This window comes from Bradyrhizobium sp. cir1, from assembly GCF_014198245.1.
In the GTDB taxonomy this organism is placed as follows: Bacteria; Pseudomonadota; Alphaproteobacteria; order Rhizobiales; family Xanthobacteraceae; genus Bradyrhizobium.
This window is the reverse complement of record NZ_JACIHE010000002.1, coordinates 379,108-400,356: the sequence shown is the minus strand read 5'-3', so window position 1 is coordinate 400,356 and position 21,249 is coordinate 379,108. Positions and strand designations below refer to the sequence as shown.

The 21,249-nt window shown below is 65.3% G+C and carries 21 protein-coding genes; 8 read left to right on the top strand and 13 right to left on the bottom strand.

From position 1 onward, the window contains the following. Positions 1-203: 203 nt before the first annotated feature. The 3 genes from GGD63_RS06345 to GGD63_RS06335 are packed head-to-tail and all read right to left on the bottom strand — an operon-like array spanning position 204 to position 2,999. Complete coding sequence (locus GGD63_RS06345; RefSeq protein WP_183240065.1) at positions 204-1,076, bottom strand: MlaD family protein; 873 nt, start codon at positions 1,074-1,076, stop codon at positions 204-206. Positions 1,077-1,092: 16 nt separating this feature from the next. After that, entirely contained in the window at positions 1,093-1,863 is a 771-nt protein-coding gene (locus GGD63_RS06340; protein ID WP_183240064.1) for an ABC transporter ATP-binding protein, read from the bottom strand. A 2-nt stretch (positions 1,864-1,865) separates the two neighbouring features. Then, positions 1,866-2,999 carry an ABC transporter permease gene (locus GGD63_RS06335; RefSeq protein ID WP_183240061.1) on the bottom strand — a complete coding sequence of 378 codons (1,134 nt, stop codon included), beginning with the start codon at positions 2,997-2,999 and terminating at the stop codon, positions 1,866-1,868. 144 nt (positions 3,000-3,143) lie between these two features. Between GGD63_RS06335 and dgcA the strand changes: the two genes are divergently transcribed. Next, on the top strand, positions 3,144-4,139 hold the full coding sequence (gene dgcA, locus GGD63_RS06330; protein ID WP_183240059.1) for an N-acetyl-D-Glu racemase DgcA: 996 nt from the start codon (positions 3,144-3,146) through the stop codon (positions 4,137-4,139). On the opposite strand, the gene GGD63_RS06325 is transcribed toward dgcA, so the two are convergent. After that, entirely contained in the window at positions 4,109-5,305 is a 1,197-nt protein-coding gene (locus GGD63_RS06325; protein WP_183240058.1) for an MFS transporter, read from the bottom strand. The genes dgcA and GGD63_RS06325 overlap by 31 nt on opposite strands. Positions 5,306-5,380: 75 nt before the next feature. Between GGD63_RS06325 and GGD63_RS06320 the strand changes: the two genes are divergently transcribed. Both GGD63_RS06320 and GGD63_RS06315 read left to right on the top strand, forming a co-directional pair. Next, positions 5,381-6,793, top strand: a complete 1,413-nt coding sequence (locus GGD63_RS06320; RefSeq protein ID WP_183240056.1) for a hypothetical protein — start codon at positions 5,381-5,383, stop codon at positions 6,791-6,793. Between the two features lie 164 nt (positions 6,794-6,957). Continuing rightward, positions 6,958-7,308 (top strand): ADP-ribosylation/crystallin J1, encoded by a 351-nt coding sequence (locus GGD63_RS06315; RefSeq protein ID WP_183240055.1) that lies wholly within the window; start codon positions 6,958-6,960, stop codon positions 7,306-7,308. Positions 7,309-7,321: 13 nt separating this feature from the next. Here the strand turns inward: GGD63_RS06315 and GGD63_RS06310 are convergent, their stop codons facing one another. Then, a complete protein-coding gene (locus GGD63_RS06310) occupies positions 7,322-7,681 on the bottom strand; it encodes a hypothetical protein (RefSeq protein ID WP_026311971.1) in 360 nt (119 codons plus the stop codon). Positions 7,682-7,818: 137 nt separating this feature from the next. Next, positions 7,819-8,262 carry an RbsD/FucU family protein gene (locus tag GGD63_RS06305; protein WP_183240054.1) on the bottom strand — a complete coding sequence of 148 codons (444 nt, stop codon included), beginning with the start codon at positions 8,260-8,262 and terminating at the stop codon, positions 7,819-7,821. 179 nt (positions 8,263-8,441) lie between these two features. Between GGD63_RS06305 and GGD63_RS06300 the strand changes: the two genes are divergently transcribed. Next, a complete protein-coding gene (locus GGD63_RS06300; protein WP_183240053.1) occupies positions 8,442-10,289 on the top strand; it encodes a caspase family protein in 1,848 nt (615 codons plus the stop codon). Between the two features lie 180 nt (positions 10,290-10,469). Here the strand turns inward: GGD63_RS06300 and GGD63_RS06295 are convergent, their stop codons facing one another. The 4 genes from GGD63_RS06295 to thiD form a co-directional block, all read right to left on the bottom strand. Continuing rightward, positions 10,470-11,453, bottom strand: coding sequence for a threonine/serine dehydratase (locus tag GGD63_RS06295; protein ID WP_183240052.1), 984 nt, complete (start codon positions 11,451-11,453; stop codon positions 10,470-10,472). A gap of 64 nt (positions 11,454-11,517) precedes the next feature. After that, on the bottom strand, positions 11,518-12,576 hold the full coding sequence (locus tag GGD63_RS06290; protein ID WP_183240051.1) for a glycosyltransferase family 1 protein: 1,059 nt from the start codon (positions 12,574-12,576) through the stop codon (positions 11,518-11,520). Between the two features lie 13 nt (positions 12,577-12,589). Further along, positions 12,590-13,402 carry a UDP-2,3-diacylglucosamine diphosphatase gene (locus GGD63_RS06285; protein ID WP_183240050.1) on the bottom strand — a complete coding sequence of 271 codons (813 nt, stop codon included), beginning with the start codon at positions 13,400-13,402 and terminating at the stop codon, positions 12,590-12,592. Positions 13,403-13,620: 218 nt separating this feature from the next. Continuing rightward, the gene (thiD, locus tag GGD63_RS06280) at positions 13,621-14,421 is read right to left on the bottom strand and encodes a bifunctional hydroxymethylpyrimidine kinase/phosphomethylpyrimidine kinase (protein WP_183240049.1); all 801 of its coding nucleotides are present in this window, start codon (positions 14,419-14,421) and stop codon (positions 13,621-13,623) included. Positions 14,422-14,692: 271 nt separating this feature from the next. On the opposite strand from thiD, the gene GGD63_RS06275 reads away from it, so the two are divergent. Together GGD63_RS06275 and GGD63_RS06270 are read left to right on the top strand one after the other, a co-directional pair. Next, the gene (locus tag GGD63_RS06275) at positions 14,693-16,672 is read left to right on the top strand and encodes a PAS domain-containing sensor histidine kinase (RefSeq protein WP_183240048.1); all 1,980 of its coding nucleotides are present in this window, start codon (positions 14,693-14,695) and stop codon (positions 16,670-16,672) included. 197 nt (positions 16,673-16,869) lie between these two features. Beyond that, positions 16,870-17,115, top strand: coding sequence for an Lrp/AsnC family transcriptional regulator (locus tag GGD63_RS06270; RefSeq protein ID WP_018642903.1), 246 nt, complete (start codon positions 16,870-16,872; stop codon positions 17,113-17,115). On the opposite strand, the gene GGD63_RS06265 is transcribed toward GGD63_RS06270, so the two are convergent. Then, positions 17,112-18,035, bottom strand: a complete 924-nt coding sequence (locus GGD63_RS06265; protein ID WP_183240047.1) for a cytochrome c — start codon at positions 18,033-18,035, stop codon at positions 17,112-17,114. The genes GGD63_RS06270 and GGD63_RS06265 overlap by 4 nt on opposite strands. Positions 18,036-18,189: 154 nt before the next feature. Between GGD63_RS06265 and GGD63_RS06260 the strand changes: the two genes are divergently transcribed. After that, entirely contained in the window at positions 18,190-18,609 is a 420-nt protein-coding gene (locus GGD63_RS06260) for a CHRD domain-containing protein (protein WP_183240045.1), read from the top strand. A gap of 353 nt (positions 18,610-18,962) precedes the next feature. Continuing rightward, positions 18,963-19,175 (top strand): VF_A0006 family four-cysteine protein, encoded by a 213-nt coding sequence (locus GGD63_RS06255; protein WP_246785374.1) that lies wholly within the window; start codon positions 18,963-18,965, stop codon positions 19,173-19,175. Positions 19,176-19,223: 48 nt separating this feature from the next. Here the strand turns inward: GGD63_RS06255 and GGD63_RS06250 are convergent, their stop codons facing one another. Both GGD63_RS06250 and GGD63_RS06245 read right to left on the bottom strand, forming a co-directional pair. Next, positions 19,224-20,507, bottom strand: a complete 1,284-nt coding sequence (locus GGD63_RS06250) for a cystathionine gamma-synthase family protein (RefSeq protein WP_183240044.1) — start codon at positions 20,505-20,507, stop codon at positions 19,224-19,226. Between the two features lie 234 nt (positions 20,508-20,741). Beyond that, positions 20,742-21,191, bottom strand: a complete 450-nt coding sequence (locus GGD63_RS06245) for a cytochrome c (RefSeq protein WP_183240042.1) — start codon at positions 21,189-21,191, stop codon at positions 20,742-20,744. Positions 21,192-21,249: the final 58 nt, after the last annotated feature.

The window sequence follows — 21,249 nt, the reverse complement described above, 5'->3', positions numbered from 1 at the left end:
CGGCGTCACCCCACGACCACCGTCATTGCGAGGAGCCCTTGCGACGAAGCAATCCAGACTGCCTCCGCAGAGACAATCTGGATTGCTTCGCTTCGCTCGCAATGACGGGTGGAGAGAGCATGCATCCTCTCATGCCCCGGCTCTGCGCAGCAACGCTAAGGGCGTTGCAGCGCGTCCGGGACACGAAGCGTGCAAACGCGCCGCTACTGCCGCCTGCGCTCAGGTGCGGCCGGCTTCGGCGGCTCGGGCGGCGGGGCGGCTTGCGATGAGTTGCTGGCGCCGAACAGCACGCGGGTCGGGTTGCGGTCGAAATTGTTCACGGCGCGGCTGATGTCGCCGAGGGTGCGGCGGCCGTCGCTGATCAATGCGCCGGAGCGTTTGTCGAAATCGTCGGCGAGCTCGCGGATCGACTTCACCGCCTGGAACAGTTCGCCGCCGTCCTTGCCGCCGGCGAGCGTGTTGAGGCCGAGCATGAGGTTGTCGGCCTTGAGCATCACGCCGTCGACCTTGGCCATCACGCCGTCGATCTTCTCGGAGTTGCGCGCCAGCGAGTTGGTGAAGGTCTCCAGATTCTTCAGCGAGTTCTTCACCGATTCCTGATTGTCGGCGACGATCTTGTTGATGTTCTGCAGCGTGCCGCGGATCGCCTCGGTGACGTCCTGCAGCTTGTTGGGATCGGCGGTCAGCGTCGGGATGCCGTCCTCGTCGAGCGACGGCGGCGGTGCTGCCTCCTCGCCGCCCTTGAGCGAGATCGCGGCAACGCCGGTGAGGCCCTGGAATTCGAGGCCGACCAGGGTGTCCTTGCGGATCGGGGCGTTGTTCTCGACCATGGCGAGTGCGACAACCCGCCGCGGGTTGTCGAGCTTCACCGAGACCACCTCACCCACCCTGATACCGTTGAAATTGACGCTGCCGCCGTTGCGCAGGCCCGCCGCCGGGCCCTCGAACACGACGCGTAAGGGGCTGCGCTGCTTGGTGGTGTGCAGCGACTGGAACCACAGCACGAAGCCGATCGCCGCGGCGATCACCGCCAGCGTGAACGATCCGATCAGGACGTAATTCGCCCGCGTTTCCATCAAGTGCTCCGGCTACTCAACTCATGACCGCGCGGGCGCGCTTGCCATGGAAATACTGCCTCAGCCAGGGATGCTGCGAGGCCTGCATGTCGGCGATCGACCCTGCCGCAATGATCTTACCGTTCCCTAAAACGGCGATGCGGTCGCAAGCGGTGTAAAGGCTGTCGAGATCGTGCGTTACCATGAAAACGGTCAGACCCAAAGTGCGCTGGAGCGTCCGCACCAGCTCGTCGAAATCACCGGCGCCGATTGGATCGAGACCCGAGGTCGGCTCGTCCAGGAACACGAGGTCCGGATCGAGCGACAGCGCCCGCGCCAGCGCGACGCGCTTGATCATGCCGCCCGAGAGTTCCGACGGGAAACGCTCGGCGACTTCGGGCTTGAGCCCGACCATGGTGAGCTTGGCCATGGTGATCTCGTCCATCAGCCGCTGCGAGACGCGTAGATATTCGCGCATCGGAAACTGGATGTTCTGCCGCACGGTCAGCGATGAGAACAGCGCGCCCTGCTGGAACAGCACGCCCCAGCGCCGCTCGACATTGCGCCGCTGCGACGTGCTCGAGGAATCGAGGTCGACGCCGAATACTTCGATGCTGCCTGCGACCTTCGGCACCAGGCCGATGATGGTGCGCGTCAGCACCGACTTGCCCGCGCCCGAGGGGCCGACGAAGCCCAGAATCTCGCCGCGCTTGACGTCGAGGTTGAGCCCGTCGAGCACGCGCGTCGTGCCGAACTGCACGGTGATGTCGCGGACGCGGATGATGGGATTTTGGATTTCGCCTGCCATCGTCACATCCCGATCGAGGCGAAGAAGATGGCGAACACGCCGTCCATGACAATGACGAAGAAGATGCCCTTCACCACCGACGCCGTGGTGTGCTGCCCGAGCGATTCCGCGCTGCCCTGCACGGCGAGCCCCTCGACGCAGGCGACGATCCCGATCACCGCGGCCATCACCGGTGCCTTCACGATGCCGACGATGAAATGGTCGATCGAGATGGCGTCGCGCAGCCGCAATAGAAACGCTTCGGGGTCGACCCCGCCATAGAGCCAGGCGACGAGACCGCCGCCATAGAGCGCGGCCATGGCGCCGAGGAAGGCGAGGATCGGCAGCGCCAGCACCAGGGCCAGCATGCGCGGCAGCACCAGCACCTCGATCGGGTCGAACCCCATGGTACGCAACGCGTCGATTTCTTCCCGCATCTTCATCGAGCCGAGCTCGGCGGTGTAGGCGCTGCCCGAGCGGCCGGCGACCATGATCGCGACCAAGAGCACGCCGATCTCGCGCAGGACCAGCACGCCGAGCATGTCAACCACGAAGATGTCGGCGCCGAAGCGGCGGAAGTGGAAGATGCCCTGCTGCGCGATGATGCAGCCGATCAGGAAAGTGATCAGCACGATGATCGGCACCGCGCGCCAGCACACCTGCTCCATGTGGTGCACCGTCGAGGTCAGGCGGAACGAGCGCGGGTGGATCAGCACGCGCATGCCCGCCGCCAGCACCGCGCCGAGCATGTCGATCAGGCCCGCCACAGTGCCGCCGACGCCGGCGACAGTGCGGCCGATCTGCTCCAGCATGCCGGTGATGGTGATCGTTGAGGTCTCGACCACGGGCGTCGCCCGGACCCGCCGCACCTCGTCGACGAGGCTCGAATAATTGGCCGACAGCCCGGCGATCTGCGCCTCGACCGACCCTTGCGTCAGGCTGCGGCGCAGCCGTTCGATCAGCCAGGCGCCGAACGTGTCGAGCTTGGCGACCTCGGAGACGTCGATGAAGATGCTTTGCGGACCGCCGGCGAGCTTCTCGGCATCCGCCACCATCCGCTCCAGGACCGGCGCGAAGCTCGCGGTCCAGGTTCCGGTGGCGCAGAGTGCCAGCGCGTTGCCCTTCGCAATCCGTTCCAGCTTCGGATCGCTGTTCAAGATGTCCGCTCCCGCGCCGGGGCGCAAGAAACAGATGGATTCAGATAGTTGCGCACGCGCCCTTACCCAGAGAAAGGTATCCCCAAGTGTTTAATGTTAGTTGCTACAGGTAACCAGCAGGTTCAGATTTCGCCAGAGTTCAAAATGACTTCCAGCAAAGTTCCGGCCCTCGTGGCGCGAATCGAGCGCTTTCCCATCGCCGGCAGCTTCACGATCAGCCGGGGTGCCAAGACCGAGGCCGTCACCGTTGTGGCCGAAGTGAGCCAGAACGGCCTCACCGGCCGCGGCGAATGCGTGCCCTATCCCCGTTATGGCGAGACACCCGAGGCGACCCTTGCCGCCATTGAGGCCATGCAGGCGGCCGTGGCCGGCGGCCTGACCCGGCAGGCCCTGCAAGCCGCCATGCCCCCAGGCGCGGCCCGCAACGCGCTGGACTGCGCCCTGATCGACCTGGAGGCCAAGGCGGCCGGCCGGCGGGCCTGGAGCCTGCTCGACCGCCCGGTGCCCGGGATGCGCACCACCGCCTACACGATCTCGCTGGGCACGCCCGAAGCCATGGCTGCGGCCACTGCCAGAGCGGCGCACCGGCCGCTGCTGAAGATCAAGCTCGGCGGCGAGGGCGACCCGGAGCGCATCGCGGCCGTGCGCAAGGCGGCGCCGGGGTCCGAGCTCATCGTCGACGCCAACGAGTCCTGGACCGAAGCCAATCTGGCGCACAATCTCGCCGCCTGTGCCGCCGCCGGCGTCACCCTGGTGGAGCAGCCGCTGCCCGCGGGCAAGGACGACGCGCTGGCGCGGATCAGGCGGCCGCTCGCGGTCTGCGCCGACGAGAGCGTGCATGACCGCTCCTCGCTCGCACCCTTGCGCGAGCGCTACGACGCCGTGAACATCAAGCTCGACAAGACGGGCGGCCTCACCGAGGCGCTCGCCATGGCCGACGCCGCGCAGGCGCTCGGCTTCGAGATCATGATCGGCTGCATGGTCGCGACCTCGCTGTCGATGGCGCCCGCCATGCTGGTGACACCGCAGGCGCGCTTCGTCGATCTCGACGGTCCCCTGCTGCTGGCGCGCGACCGCGATCACGGCCTGCGCTATGACGGCAGTCTCGTCTATCCGCCGGACTCTTCACTGTGGGGATGAGCGGTGAGCCGGTGCCGCGCCGACCAGATCACAAGCGCGCCGGCCGCGGCCATCGCCGCCATGACGTAATACAGGCCATCGCCGATGCGGGCGTAGATCGCGCCTGACGCGATCGAGGTGGTCGCGCCCAACAGCCCGCTGCATGCGGCGTAATAGCCCTGCCCCCGCGCGAGCTGATGCGACGGCACGCGCTGCACCAGGAGGTTCATGGTGCCGACGATGGTCATGCCGAAGGTGAGACCATGGCCGAGCTGCACGATCGCGAGCAAGGCCAGCGGCGGCTCGTTGGCGGTGACGATCCAGCGCACCACGGCGCTTAAGCCACCGATCGCCATCATCGTGGACGGGTGCAGCAGGAAGCGCGGCGACAGCGCGAACACGACGATCTCGGCGACCACGCCCAGCGTCCACAGCCCTGCGATCGTCAGCCCGCTGAGACCATGGAGCTGCCAGTTGATGGCCGAGAACGTGTAGTAGGCGACGTGGCTGCCCTGAATCAGCGCGGCCGAGGCGATCAACGCCCAGAAGGCGCGATCGCGCAGCAGCGCCGTGTCGGTATGCCTCTCCGTCGTCTTGCGCCTGATGTCGTCGAGCGGCTGCAGCAGCAGGCTGGCGAGCACCGCAACGACCGCCCAGGCCACGATCACCCAGATCAGGTCGCGGCCTGCGATGACGTCGACGAGATAGCCGCAGGCGAGCGAGCTGGCGGCGAACGCCGCCGAGCCCCACAGCCGCAGGGGTCCATAGTCGAGACCGTAGCGGGCGACGCCGCGCAGCGCGTAGGCATCGGTGAGCGGGGTCGATGGCGTCCACATCATGCAGGTCAGTGCGTAGATCAGGAACAGCGCCAGCGGCTGATGCTGCAAGCCCACGGCCGTGAAGCCGATCGCCGTCGCCAGCACCGACAGCATCATGCCGGCGCGAATGGCATGCCGCTTTTCGGCAAAGGCGGTGATCTGCGGCAGCGTGGTGAAGCGCGTGATCGCCGGCAGCGCGTTGATGAGGCCGATCCAGGCCGCGTCGATGCCGATCGCCTTCAGCCAGACCGGGAAGAACGGCAGCTGCGTGCCCGCCACCGCGAACAGCGCCGAATAGAACAGGGCAAGGCTCACGGCGAATCGCCGCTTCACGGTGGCTGGCGTGGGGATTTGTGATTCGGACTGCATCAAACCAATTGCGATTCGGTCGATATCGTGGTGATCGTTACTGTAACGCGCACTGATTTGCGCGACGAGATTGTCATGGCCAACGAAGCATTCGCCCTTTCGCCCATGTCTGCCCGTGCGGCCGAGCCGAACGAGCAGGATTACGACGCGATCCGCGAAGCCTTCATGGAGACCGCGCGCGGCCGCTGGTTCCTCGGCGAATATGCCAAGCGCAACCGCAATGCGGACACCCGCATGGTGCTGGATGCGGTCGCGAAAATCGAAGAAACCCTTGCGGCACAGCGACAACCCGTCGTCGAGGACCGCCTGCCGGAGGCGCTGGTCGAGATCCGCCGCGCCATCCGCGAAGCCGAGACGATCGCGATCGCGGCGTTCGATCCCGCCGCGATCGAGGCGAGCCTCGCGCCGATCCCGCGCGGCGTGCGCATCATCAAGGAGATCTCCTGGCGCTGGCGCGAGATCGGCGCCGACGGGCGAATCTGCGACCTCATTGATTCGCAGCTCGCCTCGATCGAGGCCGCCTGCGGACAGATGTCGACCATCGACCCCCGCGTCGAGCTCAAGGCCGCATTCGATCTGCTCAGGGATCGGATCGAGCAGACCGAGGGCGGCGCATCGCCGCAGGCAGAACGTTCCTCGCCGTCTCCGGCGCAGGACACACCGCCGCCCGCCGCGGAAGCTCCGGCCGTGGAGGCGATGCCTGCTGCGATGGCGAGCGAAGCGCCCGTGGCTTTTACGGAGATGCCGCAGGACATCGCGGTGGCTGCCGAGCCCGAAGCGGCGATTGAGGAAGCCGACGCCGCAGAAGCATTCGCAATGGCCGAGCAGGCCATGGACGCGACCGTCGCGCCGGACATCGCAACCGACAGCGAAATCGCGCCCGACAGTGCGGCACTTGGAAACGCCGCGGTTGACGACGTCGCTCTTGAAGAGCCGGTCGCAGAGCCCAGCGCGGCCTCTGAGGCCACCGACGAGTTCTCGCTCGACGCCGCCGCGGAAGCCGAAGACGAAGCCATCCTCGAGGCCATCGCGCTGGAGATGGCGGCGCCCGATCCGGAGTTCGACGAGATCATCGAGCCGGTCGAGATGGCCGTCGCAAATCCGGAGCCGATGGCCGCTGAGGCCGGAGTTCCGATCGCCGCCGAGCTTCCGGAGCCGGTCGCACCGGAGCCCGCCGCAGTCGCGGAAGAGCCCGCAGCCCATGCACCGATCGCGATGGACTCGCTCGCGCGCCTCACCGACGCCATCGCCGAAGCCGCCGCCGAAGTGATGGAGCAGCAGGCCCCGGCGATGACGGCCACGGCATCATTCGCCGCGGCGCCGACCGCGACGCTGCCGATGCCGTCTCCCTTGTCCTCGCCCGAGCCCTCGCTCGGCGCCACCATCCTCGCCAGCGGCATCCTGCAAAAACCCCGCGCGCCCGCCAACGACCCGCTCGCGCCCATCCGCCGCATGACCCAGGCCGAGAAGATCGCGTTCTTCTCGTAAGGGGACGCGCGCTCTCCACGCCGTCATTGCGAGCGCAGCGAAGCAATCCAGAATCCCCTCCGTGGAAAGACTCTGGATTGCTTCGCTGCGCTCGCAATGACGGTGATGGAGTAGACGGAGGCATCAGTGTATGTAGGGGCCAGCAGAACCCGATCATCGTACCCATGCCCACTAAAGACACCCTCACCCTCTGGCGTCCCGTCGGTCCGAAAGAGCTGGAGCTGATCGAGCAATCCGGCATGCGCGCGTTTCCGCCGCGCCTGCCGGATCAGCCGATCTTCTATCCGGTGCTGACGGAAGACTACGCCGTCAAGATCGCGCGCGACTGGAATGTCCCGACGAGCGGCGCTGGGTTTGTGACGCGCTTTGCGGTCGAGCGCAGCTTCATCGAAAAATACGACGTGCAGGAAGCGGGCGGACGCTCACATCTGGAGTACTGGATTCCGGCCGAGGACCTCGATGCGTTCAATGCCGCAATCGTCGGCTCGATCGAGGTCGTCCGCAGTTTCCCCTAGCCGCCGCGCGCGCTCACCCGCAATTCCACACCGCCCCGATCGGCGTCCGCGTCCAGCACGGGCCGAAGCTGCCGCCGTTGTAGCGGCCGCCGCCGAAGCCGGGTCGGCCGAAATAGTGCCACTCGCCATCCCAGCGGTAATATTGCGGAACGGGGTCGATGTACCAATGGCGGCGCTCGCTGCGCGCGAGGCGGCGCATGGCGTCCTTCTGCTTGTAGAGCGGAATGCTGTTGCTCAGCGGCTGACGATAGCCCGGCAGGAAGCCGTAGCCCTTCCAGACCGGCTTGGGGCGCTTTTGCACGGGCTCAGCCGGCGCGACGGCGGGCAGCAGAGACAAGATGACAGCAACGAATAGACACACAAGGCGAGACATGGATCGACCATAGACGCTCGCCTGCTTGAAGGCCATTCAAATTCGAGTGCTGCCTGTTCGTCGCCATGCGCGGGATCATCGCACACAATGACCGCTTCCGCTTTGCATCGAGCGTGCGTCGATCGAACGCAGCCCCGCTAGCTGATCACGCCCTTGCGGATCAGGAAGCAGCCATAGCCCCTGCTGTCGCCGACCTGCACCACGCCAAACCCCACCGCCGCCGCACGATAGAAATCCGGACGCGAGAGCTTGCCAGGAATGACAGTGCGGCCAGCAGCGCGCTCGATCTCCGCGAGCACGGCGCGCTGCACGTCGGGCACGCGATCGGGATCGTCGACCGGCATCATTACACGCACCGGATCGGGATCGAAATCGTCGAGCGGATAGACCGACATGATGGCGCGAATGGCCACCTCCATGCTCATGCCCGGCAGCTGGATCAGGCGCTGCGACGTCGTGCTCTGCGCGATGCGGGTCGCGGGATGATTGGCATCCACGAAAACGAGGTCGTCGCCATGGCCCATGGAGGCAAGCAGCCAGAGCAGGTCGGGCGTGAGGATCGGATCGATCGATTTCAGCATGTGACGGCATTTCCTCAGGCAACATGTCATTGGCCAGCCATTCACCATAGCAGGTTCCAAGCGTGATTCAGATCACGCAACCTACCATGGTGACAGGGATCACGGTCCCCGGGCTCGAACGCGGCCAGTCTTCCTCGCAACCAATCTCGCATCGAGATGAGTGCCGAAAGGAGCACGCCATGTTCCGCCTAAAGCCTTTCCTGATGACGGCTAGCCTCGTGGGGAGCCTGTTCGGCTTCGCCTGCGGCCCTGTTTCCGCGCAAGTCGCCCCGGTCCAGCCTGCCCCCACCGCCATGCAAGGGCCGGAGCAGCGCGTCGCGCTGGTGATCGGCAATTCGAACTACCAGAACGCGCCGCAGCTCGCCAATCCCGACAATGATGCCCAGTCGATGGCGCAGTTCCTGAACTCCGCCGGCTTCGAGGTGGTCTCGGCAACCGACCTCGGCCAGAACGACATGCTCCGCGTCGTCCAGGACTTCTCCGCAAAAGTGTCCGCGCGCGGCCCGAACACGGTCGCGATGGTCTACTACGCCGGTCACGGCGTGCAGCTCGCCGGCGAGAACTATCTCGTTCCGGTCGACGCAAAAGTCTCAAGCCCGACCGAGCTCGTCAACAATTCGGTGCGCCTCGTCGACGTGATGTCGACGCTGGAGACGATCCCGAGCCGCATGCGCATCGTCATCCTCGATGCCTGCCGCAACAACCCGTTCCCGACCGTGAACGACGCTGGCCGCGGCTTGGCAATCGTCGATGCGCCGAACGGCTCGATCGTCGGCTATTCCACCGCGCCGGGCGCCGAAGCGCTCGATGGCACCGGCGGCCACAGCCCGTACACGCAAGCCTTCCTGAACGTCGCACGCGAGCCCAACGTGCCGATCGAGCAGCTGTTCAAGCGTGTCCGCCTTCAGGTGAACCAGAGCACCAGCGGCGCACAGATCCCGTGGGAGAGCTCATCGCTCACGAGCGACTTCACCTTCTTCGGCGACACCGCCGTGGCCGCCAACCGCATGCCCGTGAATGCGCCCGTGGTGCAGATGGCCTCCAATCTGCCGAGCCGCTCGACCCGTCAGGCCTATGACTATGTCGTGTCCGAGGGACGGCCGGAATACTATCAGGAGTTCATCCGGATGTATCCGCACGACCCGCTGTGCGACCACATCCGCTGGCTGCTCAACAACCTCCTGATCTCGCAGGCCTGGCACAAGGCGGTGCTCGCCAACTCGCCGCTCGGCTACAAGAGCTTCTATGACAGCTACGGCAACAGCCCCTATGCGCAAGTCGCGCTGAAGCTCGAGGCGCAGCCGAAGCAGATCCCCCTGATGCAGCCGACCAAGTTCCTGGCGCCGCAGAACATTGCCCCGATCTTCAAGATGGGCAATCTCGGCCAGCCCAAATACATGCCGCTGATGCAGGGCAATGGTGGTGCGCAGGTCAATGGCAATCTGCCGGTCGTGCAGAAGCCGGTCGATAGCAACGTCATCGGCAAGTTCGGCAATGGCGGCCAGGTCGGGAGCCTGCCGGCGGGCAACAACCAGCCGAACGGCACGCCGTCGCAGAATCCGGGCAAGATCATCACCCTGCCTGCGCCGACCAACACGACCAACAACACGGGCGGCACCGGCAAAATTGTGACCCTGCCCGTAACCAACACCAAGACGAATGGCGGCAACAACGCTGGCACTGCCAACGGCGCGACCAGCGGTTCGACCAGCGGCTCGAATAACGGCTCTCCTGGCAAGATCGTGAGCATGCCGGTGAATGTCGGCAAGGGCGGCTCGACCGTCGACGTGAAGCCTGTTCAGACGCAGAACAACCCGATCCGCGTCAACAACGGCAACACCGGCATCGTGAAGCTCAACAACAACCCGGTGAACAAGGTGCAGGTCCAGAACAACGTGCAGACCAACCGTCCGCAGCTCAACACGACGCCGAACCGCATGGTCAACAGCAACAACAACTTCCGCCAGTCGATGAACCAGGCCCCGAGCATGGGCGGCGGCAACAACCACCGCGGCTTCATGCACTGATCGCGGCAAGCGAAACGACAAAGGGGCAGAGCGGAAACGCTCTGCCCCTTCTTCATCTGAGCTCTTTAACATGGTCATTCCGGGATGCGCCGAGAGGCGCAGGCCCGGAATCCATTGTGCAGCAGGATGGGTGGGGAAATGGATTCCGGGTTCGCGCTCGCGCGCGCCCCGGAATGACGTCTAAGCCACCAGCTCCGCGAACAGGTCCGCATCGACATTGCCGCCGGAGAGCACGATAACGACGTTCTTGCCGGCAACGTCGAGGCGGCCCGCGAGCAGCGCGGCGAGACCGACGGCGCCGCCAGGCTCGACCACAAGCTTCAGCTCGCGATAGGCGAACGCCACCGCCGCGCCGACTTCCTTGTCCGAGGCGGTGACGCCTCGCGCCAAGAGCTTGCTGTTGATCGCAAAGGTCATCTCGCCCGGCATCAGGGCCATCAGCGCATCGCAGATGGTGCGGCCGGCCGGCGGGTGCGGCTCGCGATGGCCGGCGGTCAGGGAGATGCCGTGATCGTCGAACGCCTCGGGCTCGGCGACCACGATCTCGGCTTGCGGATAGCGCGCCTTCACGGCCGTCGCGACCCCCGCGATCAGGCCGCCGCCCGAAGCCGGCGCCACCACGATGTCGGGGCTGAGGCCGAGCGTTGCCATGTCTTCCGCAATCTCGCGGCCGGCGGTGCCCTGCCCCGCGATCACGAAGGGATCGTCATAGGGTTTTACGAGTGTCGCACCGCGCTTCTCGGCGATGCCGCGCGAGATCGCTTCGCGGTCGTCCTTGTCCCGATCGTAAAGCACGACCTCGGCGCCGTAGGATTTGGTGCGCTCGCGCTTCGACAGCGGTGCATCCGCCGGCATCACGATGGTCGCCTGCATGTCGAGGATTTTTGCGGCGGCCGCCACGCCCTGGGCGTGGTTGCCGGAGGAGAACGCGACGACGCCGCCGGCGCGCTTGTCCTGCGGGATCGAGAACACCTTGTTGAAGGCACCGCGGAACTTGAAGGAGCCGGTGCGCTGGAGCATCTCCGGCTTCAAGAACACCTTGGCACCGACACGCTCGTTGAGCACGGGAAAGGACAACAGCGGGGTGCGGATGGCGTAGGGCGCAATCACGCGCGCTGCGGCATCGATGTCGGCGGGGCCAACCGGGAGGAGCTGTTCGGTCATGGCGGAATGTTATCGCGGCCGATGAGGCCCGGGCAAGACACCTCCGCGCGAGGGATTTGCCCGCTCAGGCGACCCGGCGGGGCTGTTCCGCGCGGTTTCGGCCCGGCAGCACCGCGCCGACCGCCTGGATGCTGTCGATGAAGACCCGCGCCGAGGCCTCCCAGGTGTAGTTGGCGGCGAATTCGACGCAGTCCTGCCGGGAGACACCGAGCGCGGCAAAGCAGGCACTGCGCAGATCGTGATCGAGAGCGCCGACCGGCGCATCGCCGATGACGTCGCGGGGGCCCTTCACGGGGAAGGCCGCGACCGGCAGGCCGCTGGCAAGTGCCTCCAGCAGGACCAGGCCGAAGGTATCGGTCTTGCTGGGGAACACGAACACGTCGGCCGCGGCATAGATTTCCGCCAGCGCCTCGCCGTGCTTCTCACCGAGGAAGATCGCGTCGGGATAGGCTTCTTCGAGCGCGGCGCGCGCCGGGCCGTCGCCGACAACCACCTTGGTGCCGGGCAAGTCCAGTTCGAGGAAGGCTTCGAGATTCTTCTCCACCGCGACGCGGCCGACCGACAGGAACACCGGCGCCGGCAGGCAGAGGTCGACGGCGCGGGGGTGGAACAGGCCGGTGTCGACGCCGCGCGGCCACAGCACCACATTGTCGAAGCCGCGCTCGGTCAGTTCGCGGGCGAGCGCCGGCGTTGCCGCCATCACGGCGCTGCTGGGCGCATGGAAGCGGCGCAGCGCCCGCCAGATCAGCGAGCCCGGGACCGGGACGCGGGCGCGGACATATTCGGGAAAGCGGGTATGGAAGCTGGTCGTGAACGGCAGCTTGCGCTGGCGGCAATAGCGGCGGACCATCAGGCCGATCGGCCCTTCGGTCGCGATGTGGATGCTGTCGGGACGCGCCTCCTCGATCAGCCTCGCGATCCGCGCCGGACGCGGCATCGCGAGGCGCACGTCGCGATAGCTCGGCATCGCGAAGGTGCGGAACGATTGCGGCGTCAGGAACGTGAACTCGACGCCAACACCTTCAAAGCTGAGCCCCTTGGCGGCATCAGCCAGCTTGGTCAGCGTCCGAACCACACCGTTGACTTGCGGGTGCCAGGCGTCGGTCGCGACCAGGATGCGCATCAAGTGGCCCTTGTTATGCAGCTCTGGCTGCGACCTGCGGCACCTGTGCGGGCTTCTGCAACTGATCCGCCCAAGTGATGATCTCGAAATGGCCGTCGTCGTGTTCGACGAGAGCCGTGCAGCTCTCCACCCAGTCGCCGCAATTCATGTAGCGGATGCCGGCCTCGTCGCGGATCACGGCGTAGTGGATGTGGCCGCAGATCACACCGTCAGCCTCGTGCCGCCGCGCTTCGGCTGCCAGCGCCTGCTCGAACGCGCCGATATAGTTGACGGCGTTCTTGACCTTCTGCTTGGCCCATTGCGACAGCGACCAATAGGGCACGCCGAACATGCGGCGGAAGAAGTTGACGAAGCGATTCATCTGGATCGCGAAGTCGTAGGCCTTGTCGCCGAGATGGGCGAGCCAGCGCGCGTTCTGCACCACGAGATCGAAGATGTCGCCGTGGATGACGAGATAGCGCTTGCCGTCCACGCCGGTGTGGACGGTGTTCTCGACCACGTCGATGCCGCCGAAATGCGTGCCGTAATAGTTGCGCAGGAACTCGTCGTGATTGCCGGGAATGTAGATGATCTTGGCGCCCTTGCGCGCCTTGCGCAAAAGCTTCTGGACGAGGTCGTTATGCGACTGCGGCCAGTGCCAGCTCGATTTCAGCGCCCAGCCGTCGACGATGTCGCCGACGAGATAGATCGTGTCGGCATCATGGTAGCGCAGGAAGTCGAGCAGAAGATCGGCTTGAGAACCGCGGGCTCCGAGATGAACGTCGGAGATGAACAACGTGCGAAAGCGCCGCTCCGGGCTCTCGTCACTCACATCGTAACTTCCCATGCGCCAGCCTGTAACAATGTCCCGTGACAGGGGGATGACTGATTGAACCCTTGAGGCACCTTCAAATACGAATCACGCCTTGCCTCGCCCTACCCGCGAATATCAGTCGCATGCGACAATCAGGCGACATGGCGCCGCTAGCCTCCCCCGCAAAACCACGGAACCGCACGGCCTTATTGGTTAACGGGGGGAGCCGTTGCGCCGCGCGAAAGCCGGCATCAGTAAAACTTGTGGAAATGATGGATCGGCCCATGGCCATGGCCGACGCTGAAGCGGTCGGCGGCTGCGATCGCAGCACTGATCCACGCCTTGGCGTTGCGCACGGCAAGCTCGAGATCCTCGCCCTTGGCGAGCCCCGCGGCGACCGCCGAGGAGAGTGAGCAGCCGGTGCCATGGGTGTTCCAGGTGGCGACGCGCGGCGCGGCGAGCGCGGTCGTGTGTCCGGACGTGACGAGATAGTCGATGCTCTCGGCGCCCTCGCCATGCCCGCCCTTGATCAGCACCGCGCGGCAGCCGAGCGCCAGCAGCCGGCGCCCCTGGCTTTCGATCTCGGCCTCGCTCACTGCGACGGGCTCGCCGAGAAGAGCCGCGGCCTCCGGCAGGTTCGGCGTGATCACCGAGGCCAGCGGCAGCAGTCTCGTGTGCAAGGCGTCGACGGCTTCGGACGCCAGCAGGCGATCGCCTGACGTCGCCACCATCACGGGATCGAGCACGATGTGGCGCGGCGTCCAGCGCGACAGCGCGGCTGCGATCGCATCGATGCTGTCGGCCTGGCCGACCATTCCGATCTTCACCGCGCCGATGTCGAGATCGGAGAACACCGCATCAATCTGCGCGGTGACGAACTCGGCCGGCACGGCGTGAATGCCGGTGACGCCGCGCGTGTTCTGTGCCGTCAGCGCCGTGATCACGGAGGCGCCGTAGACGCCGAGCGCGGCAAAGGTCTTCAGATCCGCCTGGATGCCGGCGCCGCCGCTGGAATCCGAGCCGGCGATGGTGAGCGCAACGGGCGTCGTCATCGCCGGATACGTTCGTTTGAGAAGGACACCGCCATGCTTTGTCCTAGCGCGCCCCCGATGGGCCAGCAAGCCGGGCCGGCCATGGGCCAGTGAATCAGGCGGAGAGCGGGGCCTCCGGGCCGCCGTCTTCCCGCAATCGTGCACAAAATATGACTCGGCGTCGCCCGGCCTTGGCATCGATTCCGATGAATGAGAGGTTGGCCTGTGGATTCGTCCAGCGACGCCATGTTGCGGGCCGGCCCCGGCTCGCAATCCTCTCGGGAACCCAATCATGTGGGCCTATTTCGAACGTCTCCTCGACTCCTCGATGTTCTCCCCGCACGGCATCTGCCTGCTCTGGGAGCCTGAGCTGATATGGCTGCACGTCGTCTCGGACGCCAGCATTGCACTGGCATATTTCTCGATCCCGTTCGCGCTTGCGATCCTCGTCACCAAACGGCGCGACCTCAAGTTCGGATGGGTGTTTTGGGCGTTCGCCGTCTTCATCATGGCCTGTGGCCTGACGCATGTGCTGTCGATCTACACGCTCTGGGTGCCGGTCTACGGCATCGAGGGCATCGTCAAGGCGCTCACCGCCGTGGCGTCGGTCTTCACCGCGGGCGCGCTCTGGCCGCTGCTGCCGAAGATCCTGACCATCCCCTCGCCGTTCGAGCTCCGGCAGGTCCAGGCCGCACTCTTGGAGGAGGAGACCAAGAACCGGGATGCGGCGCAGCTGCTCGGCCAGGTCAGTGAAGCCCAGCGCGCGCTGCGCGAGAGCATGACGCGCCTCACCGCCGTGGTCGACACCGCGGTCGACGGCGTCATCCTGTTCGACGCGCAAGCCCACATTCTCCTGTTCAATCCCGCCTGCGAACGGCTGTTCGGCTATCGCGCCGCCGAGGTCATGAATCGCGACATCGGCATGCTGATGTCCGACGAGAAGCGGCCCCCATCCACCGCTCAAGAACGGCGCCTCGCAACCGGGGAAGCGGTCGGCGTGCGCAAGGACGGATCGAGCTTTCCGATGGACCTGTCGGTGGGGCAGGCCTGGCAGGACGGCGAGCTGATCTATGTCGGCATCGTTCACGACCTGACCAGGCGCAAGCTGACCGAGCAGCAGCTGCAGCAAGCGCAGAAGATGGAAACGGTCGGCCAGCTCTCCGGCGGCATCGCCCATGACTTCAACAATCTGCTCACCGTCATCATCGGCAACGCGGAATATCTCAGCGACCAGCTCAAGGCCCGTCCTGACCTCAAGCGTTTCGCCGACGACATCTGCCAGTCGGGCGAACGCGGCGCGGAGCTGACGCAGCGGCTGCTGGCGTTCAGCCGGCGCCAGTTGCTGCAACCCCGCGCTATCGAGTGCCGCGAGCTCCTGACCTCCATGCACAAGCTGCTCAAGCGTACCCTCCGCGAGAACATCGAGATCAGGACGGCGTTCGGCTCCGGCTCCATCCTGGCCTTCGCCGACCGCGCCCAGCTGGAATCCGCCGTGCTCAATCTCGCGCTGAATGCGCAGGATGCCATGCCATCGGGCGGGCATCTCACCCTCAGCACCGAGCTCACCGCGATCGACGAGCACTATCGCATGCAGCATCCGGAGGTCGCGTCCGGCAGCTACGCCCTGATCTCGGTCACCGATGACGGCGAAGGCATGGCCCCTGACGTCATCGAGCGCGCCTTCGAGCCGTTCTTCACCACCAAGGAGGTCGGCAAGGGGTCCGGCCTCGGGCTGAGCATGGTCTATGGCTTCGCCAGGCAATCAGGCGGACATGTCTCGATCTACAGCGAGCCGGGCCTCGGCACGACGGTCCGCATCTACCTGCCGCATGCCGGCGGCGAGCAATCGCTCGCCAACATCGAGGCGCGCGAGGAAGCCGCGCCCCGCGGCCAGGAAACGATTCTGGTCGCCGAGGACGATCCGTTCGTCCGCTCCTCCGTCACGCTGCGCGTGGAAGCGCTGGGATATCGCGTGATCTCGGCCGTCAATGGCAAGGAGGCCCTGCAGCTGCTGCGCACCAACCCGGCCATCGACCTCCTGTTCACCGACATCGTGATGCCCGGCGGAATGAGCGGCTGGGAGCTCGCCGACCAGGCCCGGCGCATCCGCCCCGGCCTGCCGGTCGTGTTCTCGTCCGGCTACGCCCTGGAAACCCTGGTCGAGCAGGGCCGCGCGCACGCCCAATCGATCGTCCTCACCAAGCCCTATCGCAATGCCGAGCTCGCCCATCGGCTCAGGGACGCGTTCGCCGGCGCGCCCCTGCCCTCCTAAAGCATGATCCGGAAAAGTGCGAAGCGGTTTTCCGAAAAGATCATGCGTAAACAACAACCTAAAGCGCGATGACGATTTATCCAAATCTCATCGCGCTTTAGAGTCGGTCCCGGGTAACCGCAAGGCGGCAAGTTCGCTTGCCAAGCCACCCCGGTTTTGGCCTATTAGCCGCCAGATGCGCTTTCGGAGTGACTGCAATGGTTCCCTTTTTCGTCCAGATCAAATGCAAGCTCGGCCAGTCCTACACGGTCGCCAATGCGCTCGCCGAAGCCGAGATCGCCTCCGAGATCTACTCGACCGCTGGCCAATATGATTTGCTGGTTAAGTTCTACGTCGACAAGGACACCGACATCGGCCACTTCGTCAACGAGAAGGTGCAGGTGCTGCCGGGCATCCAGGACACCCTCACCATCATCACCTTCAAGGCGTTCGGCACGGGCTAGCTGCCCTCCTTGCGCTTGGGCGGTGTCGGTCCCTGCACCGGCGGCAGCGACTTCAGATAAGCGGCCATCGCGGCGCGATCTTCCGCCGTCAGTTGCGCCAGATTCTTGATCACCGGCCGCATCGCGCCCGAGGCGCTGTCGCCCTCGGGCATGTCGCCGGTCTCGAGGAAATCGGCGATGTCCTTCTCGCTCCAGCTGCCGATGCCCTGCTGCGTGATGTTCGGCACCCAGCCCTCTCCTTCCGGATTGGGGCCGCCGGCGAAGCGCTGCGCCGTGACGATGCCGCCGAGCAGATTGCGCGGGCTGTGGCATTCGGCGCAATGGCCGAAACCGTTCACGAGATAGGCCCCGCGATTCCATTGCGGGGAGCGTGCGGCGTCCGCGACGAACGGCCCGGTGTCCATGAACAGCAGTTTCCAGATGCCGACATTGCGGCGGATGTTGAACGGAAACGGCAGCGCGTGGTCGCGCACTCTGCCGGACACCGGCGGCAGCGTCTTCAGATAGGCGAAGAGGTCGCGGACGTCATCGATCTTCGCCAGATGATAGGACGTGTAGGGAAACGCCGGGAAGTAGTGCGTGCCCTCGGGCGAGATGCCGCGCATCACGGCGTTGACGAAATCAGCCTCGCTCCACCGGCCGATCCCGTCGGCCGGATCGGGGGAAATATTGGGGGCGTAGAACGTCCCGAACGGCGAGCCGAGCGCAAGGCCGCCGCCGAGCCGCAGGCGATCGGGCTGATTGGGCACCGCATGACAGGACGAGCAGCCGCCGGCGTTGAACAGCTCCTGCCCGTTGGCAAGATCGGGGTTGCGTGTCGGCGCCGGCGCGGCCAGCGCCGCCGGGGCGGTCAACCGCCAATAAAGGCCGAAAGCCGCAACGGCGGCGATCAGGGCGGCAAGAAGCGTTCGTCGCAGCATTCAATGATTCCATCGTGAGCGCGCGAACTTACGGGTCATGCCGCGCCCGATCCAGCCACGAATATTTTAGATGGTCCGGCTGTAATGCGGGAATAAACTGCAAGACGTACTGTTTGGAAGTTGACAGCAATCAGGCGTCAACAGGGAGAGACCCATGACCAAAGCCGTTTTTGCCACACTGGCACTCGGAGCTGCCGTTGCGTTCGCCGCCCCGGCCAGCGCGGAGAAACTGAAGGCGACGCTGGACGGCAAATCCGAAGTACCCGCCAACACCAGCAGCGGCACCGGAACGGCCGAGCTCGACTATGACGCTGCCAGCAAGAAGCTGTCGTGGACCGTCAGCTATTCCGGGCTCTCCGGCCCTGCCACCGCCGCTCATTTCCACGGCCCTGCCGAGGCCGGCAAGAACGCCGGCGTCGCGGTCCCGATCGCCAATGCGGCCGCGAGCCCGGTCAAGGGCGAAGCGACGCTCACCGACGCGCAGGCCGCCGACCTGCTCGGCGGCAAGTACTATATCAACATCCACACGGCGGCGAACCCAGGCGGTGAGATCCGCGGCCAAGTGACGAAATAGCAAGTGACGAAACAGGGTGACGAAGCAAAGCGAAAACGCAGCTTCGTCGCGGAAAGGCCGGACGCGGAGGGAGCGCCCGGCCTTTTCGATTCGGGCGAGGATCTGACGGTCCGGCAATTTCCGAACCTCGTGCCTTGCCAGCCTCGCGCGTTCCGCCGTAAACTTCGACATCACCATCTCCAGAGTGGCACTGTGCGTCTCGATTCCAGCGCTCTCGATCGGCCCAACGACGCCGACACAAGAAGAAGGGCGCACGGGCGCTCGCACGTTCTGGCAAGCCTCATCGTGGCCGGAGCGTTGCTTTCCTCCTCCGGACCGGTGGTCGCGCAAAGCGACATGGAAAGGCAGGCTCAATGCGAGCTGTCCCCATCCGCGACACGCGATCGGCCCTTGCCGTGCAGTACATCCGCTCCGCCTGCAACTGGCTCGTCGTCAACGGCGACTCCCTGCTGAATGCATCCAGCAAGGGCTATTACGTCTGCCTCGTGCGGCAGCTCTCGGGCGCGCAGAGCAACGAGGCTGCCGCGGCGATCATGTCGGCATGCCGCGCGTCCAATCCGCTCTAGGCGCCATGGCGTCCGCAGGAAGCCACTGACGTTTCACGTCAAGCCCGCTCAAGCCGCATTCAGTGCCTGCGCGAGATCCGCGATGAGATCCGACGGGTTCTCGATGCCGATCGACAGCCGGATCGTGGAATCGAGCACGCCGATCTTCCGGCGGATCTCGGCGGGAACGCCGGAATGGGTCATCGTCGCGGGCAGGCTCGCGAGCGACTCGGTGCCGCCAAGGCTCACCGCCAGCTTGAGTATCTGCAGCGCATTGAGGAATTTCACCGCCGCCTCCTTGCCGCCGACGATGTCGAACGAGAAGGTCGATCCCGCGCCCAGGCATTGCCGCGCGAACACACGGCCCGAGGGCGAGCCCTGCTCGTGATGACCGAGATAGTGCACCTTGGCGACCTTGGGGTGGTCGCGCAGATAGCTCGCCACCAGGCGCGCATTCGCATCGGCCTTTTCCATGCGCAGGCTCAGCGTCTCGAGCGAGCGGTTGATCATCCAGCAGGAATGCGGATCGAGCTGGGTGCCGATGGCGCCGCGCAGCGACTTGATGCCCTTCATGATCGCCTTCGATCCGAGCGCGGCGCCCGCGATCAGGTCGGAATGGCCGCCGACATATTTCGTCAGCGAATACAGCGACAGGTCCGCGCCGTGCTCGATCGGGCGCTGAAACACAGGGCCGAGCAGCGTGTTGTCGCAGGCGATGATCGGCGTGTGTCCCTGGGCCTTGCCGATGGAATCGGCGATGCGGCGGATCATCGCGATGTCGACGAGGCCGTTGGTCGGATTGGCGGGGGTCTCGATCAGGATCATCGAAACCCGGCCCTTGCCCATCGCCTCCTCCGAGGCCTGCCTGACCGAGGCTTCATCGATGCCGTCGGCAAAGCCGACCGCGCCGATCGACAGGCGCGCAAGCGTGTTCGTCAGCAGCGTTTCCGTTCCGCCATAGAGCGGCTGGGAGTGCAGGATGACGTCACCGGGACGGACGAAGGCGAGAATCGTGGTCGCGATTGCCGCCATGCCGGAGGAGAACAGCGCGCAGCTTTCGGTGCGCTCATACACCGCGAGCCTGTCCTCGACGATCTCGCTGTTGGGGTGGTTGAAGCGCGAATAGACGAGGCCCGCGCCCATGCCTTCCGGCGGCTCGCGCCGGCCGGCGACATAATCGAAGAAGTCCTGCCCGTCTTCGGCGGTCTTGAACACGAAGGTCGAGGTCAGGAACACCGGAGGCTTGATGGCGCCTTCCGACAATTGCGGATCATAGCCATAGGTCAGCATCAGGGTTTCCGGATGCAGCATATGGTTGCCGATATGGGTCTTCGACGGGAACGGTTTTGCCATGGCCTGCCTCGCTGTGGTTCAGCTGTCCGCCGCGCGTTGGAACTCCCGACGTCGTGAGGCTGTCGGAGGAAGCTGCGTCGACTCGTGTCAGCGCACGGCCGTTGGATAAAGATAGCTGCTCTCAGCGCGATCCGTCAGACCTTGCGGACAGAATTTCTGCTCGCTGCGACTCGCGGCCACACAAAAAGGGCGGCTGCTTTCGCAACCGCCCTTCACCGATTCCTCGTCGCCCCGCTATTTCAACTTCAAGCGATAGGTTTCGTGACAATCGTTGCAGCGGTCGTTGATCGCGCTGTAGGCCGCCTTCAGGCTCGCGACATTGGTGATCTTGCCTTTGACGTCGGCGATCGCCTTCTGCACCGGCGGGATCTTGGAGTCGAAATCGGCTTTGTTCTGCCAGACCTTCGGCGAGGAGCCGTAGGACGCATTCACGACGTCCTGCTTGGGATTGACCTCGAAGGTCTTGGCGATCTTGGCGACGTCCGCCTCCAGATTGGCAATCGCCTCGTCGACGGCCTTCTGGTTGTAGGGAATGTCGCCCTTGGTCATCTTCTGAATGACCGAGTACAGGCTCTTTGCCTGCGAGCGCATCAGATTGTCCTGCTGGACGGCAATCTCCTGTTGCGCCATTACGGCGCCGGCGCCCAGCACGAGGGCGCCCGCGACAATCATCGTCCGCTTCATTGGTCCGTTTCTCCGGCTCTCGATACGTTCAGGGAATGAGACCTCACCGGCTTCAGGG

What these genes read in the sequence shown, in the direction of transcription:
- GGD63_RS06345 (WP_183240065.1), bottom strand. Translation starts at nt 1,076, where the DNA reads ATGGAAACGCGGGCGAATTACGTCCTGATCGGATCGTTCACGCTGGCG.
- GGD63_RS06340 (WP_183240064.1), bottom strand. Translation starts at nt 1,863, where the DNA reads ATGGCAGGCGAAATCCAAAATCCCATCATCCGCGTCCGCGACATCACC.
- dgcA (WP_183240059.1), top strand. Translation starts at nt 3,144, where the DNA reads ATGACTTCCAGCAAAGTTCCGGCCCTCGTGGCGCGAATCGAGCGCTTT.
- GGD63_RS06325 (WP_183240058.1), bottom strand. Translation starts at nt 5,305, where the DNA reads ATGCAGTCCGAATCACAAATCCCCACGCCAGCCACCGTGAAGCGGCGA.
- GGD63_RS06320 (WP_183240056.1), top strand. Translation starts at nt 5,381, where the DNA reads ATGGCCAACGAAGCATTCGCCCTTTCGCCCATGTCTGCCCGTGCGGCC.
- GGD63_RS06315 (WP_183240055.1), top strand. Translation starts at nt 6,958, where the DNA reads ATGCCCACTAAAGACACCCTCACCCTCTGGCGTCCCGTCGGTCCGAAA.
- GGD63_RS06310 (WP_026311971.1), bottom strand. Translation starts at nt 7,681, where the DNA reads ATGTCTCGCCTTGTGTGTCTATTCGTTGCTGTCATCTTGTCTCTGCTG.
- GGD63_RS06305 (WP_183240054.1), bottom strand. Translation starts at nt 8,262, where the DNA reads ATGCTGAAATCGATCGATCCGATCCTCACGCCCGACCTGCTCTGGCTG.
- GGD63_RS06300 (WP_183240053.1), top strand. Translation starts at nt 8,442, where the DNA reads ATGTTCCGCCTAAAGCCTTTCCTGATGACGGCTAGCCTCGTGGGGAGC.
- GGD63_RS06295 (WP_183240052.1), bottom strand. Translation starts at nt 11,453, where the DNA reads ATGACCGAACAGCTCCTCCCGGTTGGCCCCGCCGACATCGATGCCGCA.
- GGD63_RS06290 (WP_183240051.1), bottom strand. Translation starts at nt 12,576, where the DNA reads ATGCGCATCCTGGTCGCGACCGACGCCTGGCACCCGCAAGTCAACGGT.
- GGD63_RS06285 (WP_183240050.1), bottom strand. Translation starts at nt 13,402, where the DNA reads ATGGGAAGTTACGATGTGAGTGACGAGAGCCCGGAGCGGCGCTTTCGC.
- thiD (WP_183240049.1), bottom strand. Translation starts at nt 14,421, where the DNA reads ATGACGACGCCCGTTGCGCTCACCATCGCCGGCTCGGATTCCAGCGGC.
- GGD63_RS06275 (WP_183240048.1), top strand. Translation starts at nt 14,693, where the DNA reads ATGTGGGCCTATTTCGAACGTCTCCTCGACTCCTCGATGTTCTCCCCG.
- GGD63_RS06270 (WP_018642903.1), top strand. Translation starts at nt 16,870, where the DNA reads ATGGTTCCCTTTTTCGTCCAGATCAAATGCAAGCTCGGCCAGTCCTAC.
- GGD63_RS06265 (WP_183240047.1), bottom strand. Translation starts at nt 18,035, where the DNA reads ATGCTGCGACGAACGCTTCTTGCCGCCCTGATCGCCGCCGTTGCGGCT.
- GGD63_RS06260 (WP_183240045.1), top strand. Translation starts at nt 18,190, where the DNA reads ATGACCAAAGCCGTTTTTGCCACACTGGCACTCGGAGCTGCCGTTGCG.
- GGD63_RS06255 (WP_246785374.1), top strand. Translation starts at nt 18,963, where the DNA reads ATGCGAGCTGTCCCCATCCGCGACACGCGATCGGCCCTTGCCGTGCAG.
- GGD63_RS06250 (WP_183240044.1), bottom strand. Translation starts at nt 20,507, where the DNA reads ATGGCAAAACCGTTCCCGTCGAAGACCCATATCGGCAACCATATGCTG.
- GGD63_RS06245 (WP_183240042.1), bottom strand. Translation starts at nt 21,191, where the DNA reads ATGAAGCGGACGATGATTGTCGCGGGCGCCCTCGTGCTGGGCGCCGGC.